Origin of the sequence: uncultured Cyclobacterium sp., from assembly GCF_963976465.1 — a bacterium.
GTDB lineage: Bacteria > Bacteroidota > Bacteroidia > Cytophagales > Cyclobacteriaceae > Cyclobacterium.
The window spans coordinates 1-8,112 of sequence record NZ_CAXBOC010000239.1 but is presented as its reverse complement, the minus strand read 5'-3'; the positions used below and the strand labels follow the sequence as shown (position 1 = coordinate 8,112).

Sequence of the window (8,112 nt, the reverse complement as noted above, 5' to 3'; positions counted from 1 at the left end):
TAAATATCTTTATTTATTAATACATACAAAACTATTTTATTAGTGAAAAAATAGGTAATATTCTTAAATATTATTAAATCTCAGAATTTATTTTTATCAATTGGTTACGTATATCATTTTAATAAGAAATGAAACCGATTGCATAATCAATTTAGTTTTATTATAATTGAATAATATATAGAATTAATACATGAAATTCTATATCTCTAAGAAAAATTTTCTTTTAACTCTAACCCAAAAAAGATGAAAAACTTATTACAAAATCAATTTTTCAGAATATCAGAATTAAAAATTCTGTTACTCTGTTTTTTATTACTGTACACTGCCGTAGGGCATACTGCAGCGCTAACCAAAAGTGAAATAGAGGCGGATGTCACGATCACAGGACGTGTTACGGACGAGACTGGTGAGGGAATCCCCGGTGTGACTGTTTTAATTGAAGGGCAAGGTTCCGGTACTGTAACGGATATAGATGGAACTTATACCATCAATGCCCCGGAAGATGGTCAATTGACTTTTTCTTATGTTGGCTTTGAGTCTCAAACTGTTGCCGTTGGCAACCAATCTGAGATCAATATTACCTTGGTAATGGACACTGCATCTTTGGATGAAGTAGTAGTTATCGGATATGGTACAGCTAGAAAGAGAGACCTCACCGGTGCAGTATCCTCCGTAACAGCCTCTAAACTTGAAAATGAAAATCCGAATTCTATTCAGGATGTGCTCAGAGGAAATATTGCCGGACTAAATGTAGGTTTAAGTACTTCAGCAAAAGGAGGCGGAAGTCTAGAGGTTCGTGGAAGAACCTCTTTAAATGCAGGATCAAGTCCTCTTTTAGTATTGGACGGAGCCATTTATTATGGACAGCTATCGGACATCAATCCCAATGACATTGAAAGCATAGATGTTTTAAAAGATGCAAGTTCAGCAGCTGTATTTGGCGCAAAAGCAGCTAATGGCGTCGTTTTAATTAATACAAAAAAGGGGGCTTTAGGTAAAACCCAAATAAAAATTATTTCCAACTGGGGGTTGGCTACCATGGCTAAAAATGAACCTGTTTATGGCCCTCAAGGATTCTTGGATTGGAGACAGGATGTAATGGAAAGTATTAATGCAGGAGGTTTTGAGCCTTATAGATTTTCCAACCCCAACACGCTACCGGATAACATTTCTTTGGACACATGGCTGGCCTATGATGGTTCGGAAGGAGATCCGGAAACTGTTTGGTTACAACGATTGAACATGCAACCTCTTGAAATTGCCAATTATAAATTAGGAGAAAGTGTCAATTGGTACAATATGATGTTTCAAAATGGATTGAGGCAAGATCATACGGTTAGTCTTTCCGCTAGAAACGAAAATTTCAAATATTACTGGTCCATGGGATACCTTGATAATGAAGGAATTATAGTAGGTGACAAGTTTACCACTATCCGGAGTAGATTCAATATCGAAGGGAATGTGAATGACTGGCTAACAGTGGGGATGAACACTCAGTTTGCGGATAGAGATGAGAGTCAAATACCTGTCAACTGGGGAGACATGACAAACTTATCTCCTTGGGCCGAGCCATTTTTAGAAGATGGAGAGAGTCTCAGGTTTATGCCAAATGAAGAAGGAAGTGGTGGGAGACACCCCTATTATACACCCCAATATACAGACAGGTTACAAAAAGAAACCACAATCAATGCTACTTTGTTTGCCGCAATAGAATTGCCCTTCGGAATAAAGTTCAGAACGAATTTCACTCCTCGGTATGAATTTTACGAACGATACAACCATGAGATGGCAGCCCATCAGAGCTTTGAAAACATGGGTGGCAGAGCAAGCAGGCAACAAAGAAAAGTTTATTTCTGGCAAGTAGATAACATCTTAAGCTGGAATAAAAACTTTAACAACAAGCACAATTTTGATGTTACCCTTCTTGCCAACGCAGAAAAATTTCAAAGTTGGGACAATACTATGACCAATGTGGGTTTTGAACCTCATGACCGACTAGGTTATCATAACATTGGTGCTGGTATCAATGCTATTATTTCCAGTAATGACCAATACCATACAGCAGATGCGCTTATGGGCAGGTTAATTTATACTTTATCTGATAAATATATCACTACGCTTTCAGTAAGGAGAGATGGATATTCTGCCTTTGGTCAAAGTAACCCTAGGGCTACTTTCACCTCGGCGGCTTTTGGCTGGGTATTTACGGATGAAGACTTTGTAAATATCCCATGGCTAGACTACGGTAAATTAAGGGCTTCCTGGGGTGTCAATGGTAACAGAGATATCGGTAGGTATGCCGCTCTTTCAGATTTACAAACCGGAAAGTATTTTTACCAAAGACCTAGTGGAGAATTGTATTTTGTGAGTCAATTGTATGTAAACACGATGCAGAACTCCAATTTAAAATGGGAGAAGACCACCTCCACAAATCTTGGGCTTGACTTTTCTTTGTTCAATAGCATTTTAGACGGTACTATAGAAGTCTATGACATGTCTACGACAGACCTATTGGTTCAAAGGTCTCTCCCAGATATACTTGGTTTTAATTTTGTATATGACAATTTAGGGGAAGTAAGAAACCGTGGTTTTGAAGTAAGTTTAAATAGCCAGTTATTACAAAGATCAAACCTTACCTGGAGAGCAAACCTCAATTTCCAGATGAACCGCAACAAGATCGTTAGTCTTTATGGAGATTTAGACGAAAATGGAGAAGAGTTAGATGATATTGGAAACCGTTGGTTTATTGATCATCCAATAGATGCAATATGGGATTATAAAACAGATGGAATTTGGCAAACCCCTGAAGCTGACCAAGCGGCAGATTATGGCGTGAAACCCGGAGATTTTAAGATTGAAGATGTAAATGAAGATGGTCTTTATACCAATGCAGATAGACAATTTTTAGGCTTTACTGAACCCCGCTCCAGATGGAGTTTAAGAAATGAATTTAAAGTTTGGAAAAACTTTGATGTTTCCTTTATGATGTATGCCTATTTAGGGCATATGGGTACTTTCAACCAAAGAAAGAATAGGCAGGGATTTCTTGACCGATCTAACTCTTATATTCTGCCCTATTGGACAGAGGAAAACCCAAATAATGAATGGGCGAGACTTTATTCAAGTGAAGGAGGAGCAGGTGGCTTTAATGTGTATCAAAGTAGGTCTTTTGTTCGTCTAGAGAATATTTCCTTAGCTTATACAGTCCCTCGTGAGATTGTGGAGAGGGCTAAAATAGAAAACCTACGATTTTATATGAATGTGAGAAATGTAGGTTTTTATGCTACAGAGTTTAATTTTTGGGATCCTGAATCAGCCGGACCCACACCAAGAATTTTTACCCTTGGAATTGATTTAACTTTGTAAAACCTACTATTAACGACTGAAATTATGAATCTAAAAATAAAAAAACTGAAATTTTACCTAGGGCTTATGGCCACTGGTTTAATGCTTGGCACAAGTTCCTGTGATGAGGGTTGGCTCGAACCAAAACCCCTATCTTTTTACGCACCTGAACATTCAATTCTTCCAGTGGGCTTTGGAGTGCCTTGGTGGCATGTGAACGAAACATGAGACATGAATATACAGGGGATGGTCCTCCGATCCTGACCGAGCATATCTTTACCGAGGTGGCTGTGGAAGGTACTACAGATAAATCCGGGCCTGCCCAGGACATGAATCTTCTGATAACCCCTGATGCTAACCTTAATTCAGCGAATTACAATAGAATTGGCTGGTATTGGTATGAAGGATTTAAAGGTATCAAATATGCCAATACCGTCATTTCTAGAATTGATGATCCCACAGATTATGAATCAGAAGATGAAAGAAATCATATTTTAGGTACTGCCTATTTTCATAGGGCCTTAAGATACTATAGGCTTACCAATCAATTTGGAGATGTGCCATTAATTCTTGAAGAAATACTTGAACCAAGGTTGGATTTTTATTCTACCAAAAGAGAAGTAATCCTTCGCAAAATCAAGGAAGATTTAGAGTGGGCGGAACCTTGGGTACCCGCAATAATGGATAAAGGTCAAGTTCCCAAAGGAGCCATTCAGCACCTTCTTACTAAAGTAAACCTTGCCTTAGGTGAGTTTGATGACGCAATTGCCTCGGCTTCCAGATTAATTGATGGAGGTACCCATGCTTTAATGACGGATAGATTTGGTTCTACAGGAAATGATCCTGACAAAAATTTAATTTGGGACCTGCATCGTCCTGAGAACAAATCAGCCAACGTAAATACTGAAGCCATTTTAATGGTGATGGATAGGATCGATACTGAAGGAAATTCGGGAGGCATGTCTTCGATGCGTCAAGGTGTTCCGTTTTGGATAACCAATATAAACACCCCTAATGGTAACCGAGGAACAATTGACCAACCCGGAATCGAAATAGACCAAGTCAGTAAATATGGAAGGGGTATAGGAAGATTAAGAGGGACTTGGTATCATCAAAGCATGATCTGGGATGATGAAAATGACCTGAGGCATGCCCCTGGAAATTGGATGGACATGACAGATATGGTGTACAACAACCCGGATTTAAAAGGAGTTGATGATTACTATGGGGAACCTCTACAATTTAGAAATGAGGAAGGGACAGTACTGGTGGTGGATACCATTAGAAGTTGGTTTTCTTGGCCACACTATAAACTATTTATCCCAGAACCTCAAAATATCCGACCAGCAGGTGGACATAGTGATTGGTATATTTTTAGGTTGGCCGAAACTTACCTTCTAAGAGCCGAAGCTTATGTTTGGAAAGGAGATTTAGCTAATGCTGCCAATGACCTGAACGCCGTAAGAACTCGTGCAGGTGCAGCTCCTTATGGGCCTGAAAAAATGAATATAGGAACAATCCTAGATGAAAGAGCCAGGGAATTGTATTATGAAGAGCCTAGAAAAACGGAACTCACAAGAATGGCATTTATTTTTGCTAGTACGGGTAAAGAAGCTTATAACGGAAAAACCTATTCCTTGGATAATTTTTCTGAAGACAACTTTTTATATGATAGAATTATGTCTGTTACAGATTATTACAATAAAGGGGTCTTTACCAGACACGGGGACACCTATACTTATAGCCCTTACCATGTTCTTTGGCCTATTCCTGCTCCTGCTATAAATAGTAATACGCAAGGAATAATTAACCAAAACAAAGGGTATGCAGGTTATGAGAACAATGTACCACCACTGACTACTATCGAAGAAAGCTCAAGTCAGTAAAATTTGAGATACCTATAAGATAAAAGCCCGGTAACTTCTAAGTTAGCCGGGCTTTTTTATTAAATGCAGGCTCCTATTTTAATTTCCCAACCAAATAAAATGAATGCTTTCCCAAAATTACAACTAACCCCAGTCGATTTAAATTGCCTTCGAAAACGGCTACATGGTCACTGAGAAGCCTTATTAGTAGGTAATGGTGAAGCAGTCTCTTTTTTTATAGGAATTCCCAATGCTTCCTCTACTCTCTCAAACTACTGATGACATTTTTTTCATAATTATAAGTCAATCTCAGGTTATTAAATACCCTCTTTTATTTTCGGCATTTTTATAATATAAAAACTAAATGTAAAATAACCTTGACATTATGAAAATTACACTTACCTTTGTGTAAAGTTTATTTTACAAAATAATTAGAATATGGAAACTCAAAATTGGAATAATAATCGCAAACAGATCACCAAAAATTTAGCAGTTTGGACAAGTTTTTGGTTAATTACCCTCGCTTTGGTAACCTTTGGACACCCATTTTTGTGGGATGAAAATCCCCTATTTACTTGGATAGGCTTTTTGGTCAATCTGTTTTTCGCCGGAGGCGTGTTAATGGCAAACATTCGATTTCTTAAATCTCTTGATGAATTGCAAAAACAAATCCAACTGGAAGCCATGGGCATTGCATTAGGAGTAGGGGTATTTGGAGGAATTTCATTTAACCTTATGGACAATACCAATTTAATTCCTTTCGATGCTGAAATTTCATTTTTGGTCATTGCCATTAGTCTCACTTATATGGTTGCCATTGCAATAGGTAAAAAGAGATACCAATGAAAAATAACCTGAAAGTCCTACGTGCTCAAAAAAATTGGACACAAGCAGATCTAGCAGACAGCTTGGCTGTATCCCGTCAAACCATCAATGCCATAGAAAAGGGGAAATTTGATCCTAGCCTCCCACTTGCCTTCCGCATTGCCAAACTTTTTGATTGCACAATCGAAGAAATATTTGATGATGAAAGAGAAGATTGAAAACGAATAATGCAATAGGATTTCAAGAGCTAGCTTAGAAAGGGTTACTACCAGAATAAAATCTGCTGTTTTGAGATTTTACCATAGTACCCATATTAAAAACAGCAAGGAAGTGGCTGATTTTGAATCGATTTCAGAAAATAGCAGAAGACCTATTTCATTTTTCAAGTTGAATCAGCTGGTGAAAGAATCCCTTCCCAGCTGATTTAAACGACTTCTTTGGCCTTAGGAATAACGCCGATTACTCGATTAAATAGTTACTGTTTCGATTTGCTTGGAAGCAACTTTATAAATGGTGTCTACTTTATCCATGGCCTCAGCCAATTTGCCCTCTGCACCCTTGTAATCCTTCCAAATTTCCATCAGTTTGGAAGCTATTTGTTCCCCTTCCGATTCTTCTATTTCAAACACCCAATCTGCCAAGCCAAGGTCATAATACATCTGTCCCTTAATTGTATCTTCAGGCTGTCTTAAATAGAACATCGGCGTACCATTGGCTGCTGCAATAATAGGAGAATGGCATTCAAAACTAAGCACTGAATGTGCTCTGGCATAAATGGATGCCGCCTCATCCGGCAACCAATATTCCCGTTTGATAACCTTTGCTTTGACATCCCCAGGTAGTGGATCAATCAACAGCTCATCCATTATATCAACCTGGTAGGTCATCTCAGGACAAACCAATACCTTTTTTCCTGTTTGTCTAACCCATTCAATCATGGCCATTCTCAATTTGCCATGGTCCACTTCTTTGTACTTCTCATTCGTCGTTTCCACTTCTCTGATTTTCTCCGCAGACCAATCGACTTTCTTGATCTTGTGATAAGGAGTGTACCTTAACCTGGGGATAACACATATAAATTCCTTTTCCTTCAAATGATGTTCCTCTAAAAATGAAAGCCCTTTTTTCTCATCCCTGAGATTAAAGAAAAAGGTAGCATCAGGAGCAAAAGAAATAAGGTTCCCTGAAAGACCGTGTTGCTCCAAAACTTGTAAGGAGGCTGTTTCTCTGGTGAATATAAAATGAGAGGCATTCAGCACCCTTTTAAGAGAGAGAGAAATGGACTGAATCGTCGTTCCAAAAATACCAAAGGGCTTAGAAGTATACTTCATCCATACTTCCAGGCAATCCTGTCCTACCACAGAGGGACCTGAACCATGAATCATAATATCTGCGGTATTTATAGCATTCAATACCTCTTTTTCCTCCACAGTCCCATCTTTAGCAACTGATCCGTAGATAATTTTCACATCCGGAAAGTTTTTTTTGAGGAGCGCCTTTACTTTTTCCCCGCGGGATTTTTTCCACAAGATGATTTTATAGTCAGGAAGAAATGTTTTCAAAACATGAATCAATCCCGGAGTATGGGCGATGTCTCCTATATTTACATCCTGCCAACCAGAAACCAATAGGATCGTTTTGGTAGAATTCACGGAGCTGCTTTTTCCTAGGGCATTGATGATTCCGGTAATCAACATCCCTGAGGACAAGACACCAATATTTTTTAAAGCATTTCTTCTTTCCATTTTTCTTATTTGAGACCAGATATAAAACCCAATTAGTTAGGGTTTGAGATGAGTGCAATCGCAAAAATATCAGCATATTAATAGTTGATACACAGCATTACTATGAATAAACCGGCTTGCCTAATGCAGGTTGAAATCAGGGTTAAAGCACCTGAATAAAATTCGAATTAGCACCTTATCGTAGTACTATTCAATATTGTAAGTTAAAATACCGAAATGATTTTATTATTGCCAATTTAGAACTAAAAGATTGGAAATAAACTTAATAAAAACTGTAATTTATCAGGTAGGCATATCTAGGAAGTATTTACTCAGATTATAAATATAGAAAA

At 38.1% G+C, this 8,112-nt stretch carries 6 protein-coding genes; 5 read left to right on the top strand and 1 reads right to left on the bottom strand.

Translation table 11 applies throughout. The features are described 5' to 3' along the window. Positions 1–243: 243 nt before the first annotated feature. From AAC037_RS13900 to AAC037_RS13880, 5 genes are all read left to right on the top strand, one after another. Positions 244–3,366, top strand: coding sequence for a SusC/RagA family TonB-linked outer membrane protein (locus AAC037_RS13900; RefSeq protein WP_339903550.1), 3,123 nt, complete (start codon positions 244–246; stop codon positions 3,364–3,366). 24 nt (positions 3,367–3,390) lie between these two features. Continuing rightward, positions 3,391–3,573, top strand: coding sequence for a hypothetical protein (locus tag AAC037_RS13895; protein ID WP_339903549.1), 183 nt, complete (start codon positions 3,391–3,393; stop codon positions 3,571–3,573). Then, positions 3,570–5,231 carry a RagB/SusD family nutrient uptake outer membrane protein gene (locus AAC037_RS13890; protein ID WP_339903548.1) on the top strand — a complete coding sequence of 554 codons (1,662 nt, stop codon included), beginning with the start codon at positions 3,570–3,572 and terminating at the stop codon, positions 5,229–5,231. Before AAC037_RS13895 ends, AAC037_RS13890 begins: the two co-directional genes overlap by 4 nt. A gap of 417 nt (positions 5,232–5,648) precedes the next feature. Then, positions 5,649–6,056, top strand: a complete 408-nt coding sequence (locus tag AAC037_RS13885) for a hypothetical protein (RefSeq protein WP_339903547.1) — start codon at positions 5,649–5,651, stop codon at positions 6,054–6,056. Then, complete coding sequence (locus AAC037_RS13880) at positions 6,053–6,253, top strand: helix-turn-helix transcriptional regulator (protein WP_339903546.1); 201 nt, start codon at positions 6,053–6,055, stop codon at positions 6,251–6,253. Before AAC037_RS13885 ends, AAC037_RS13880 begins: the two co-directional genes overlap by 4 nt. A gap of 249 nt (positions 6,254–6,502) precedes the next feature. On the opposite strand, the gene AAC037_RS13875 is transcribed toward AAC037_RS13880, so the two are convergent. Then, positions 6,503–7,780, bottom strand: a complete 1,278-nt coding sequence (locus AAC037_RS13875) for a polysaccharide pyruvyl transferase family protein (RefSeq protein ID WP_339903545.1) — start codon at positions 7,778–7,780, stop codon at positions 6,503–6,505. Positions 7,781–8,112: the final 332 nt, after the last annotated feature.

What these genes read in the sequence shown, in the direction of transcription:
- AAC037_RS13900 (WP_339903550.1), top strand. Translation starts at nt 244, where the DNA reads ATGAAAAACTTATTACAAAATCAATTTTTCAGAATATCAGAATTAAAA.
- AAC037_RS13895 (WP_339903549.1), top strand. Translation starts at nt 3,391, where the DNA reads ATGAATCTAAAAATAAAAAAACTGAAATTTTACCTAGGGCTTATGGCC.
- AAC037_RS13890 (WP_339903548.1), top strand. Translation starts at nt 3,570, where the DNA reads ATGAGACATGAATATACAGGGGATGGTCCTCCGATCCTGACCGAGCAT.
- AAC037_RS13885 (WP_339903547.1), top strand. Translation starts at nt 5,649, where the DNA reads ATGGAAACTCAAAATTGGAATAATAATCGCAAACAGATCACCAAAAAT.
- AAC037_RS13880 (WP_339903546.1), top strand. Translation starts at nt 6,053, where the DNA reads ATGAAAAATAACCTGAAAGTCCTACGTGCTCAAAAAAATTGGACACAA.
- AAC037_RS13875 (WP_339903545.1), bottom strand. Translation starts at nt 7,780, where the DNA reads ATGGAAAGAAGAAATGCTTTAAAAAATATTGGTGTCTTGTCCTCAGGG.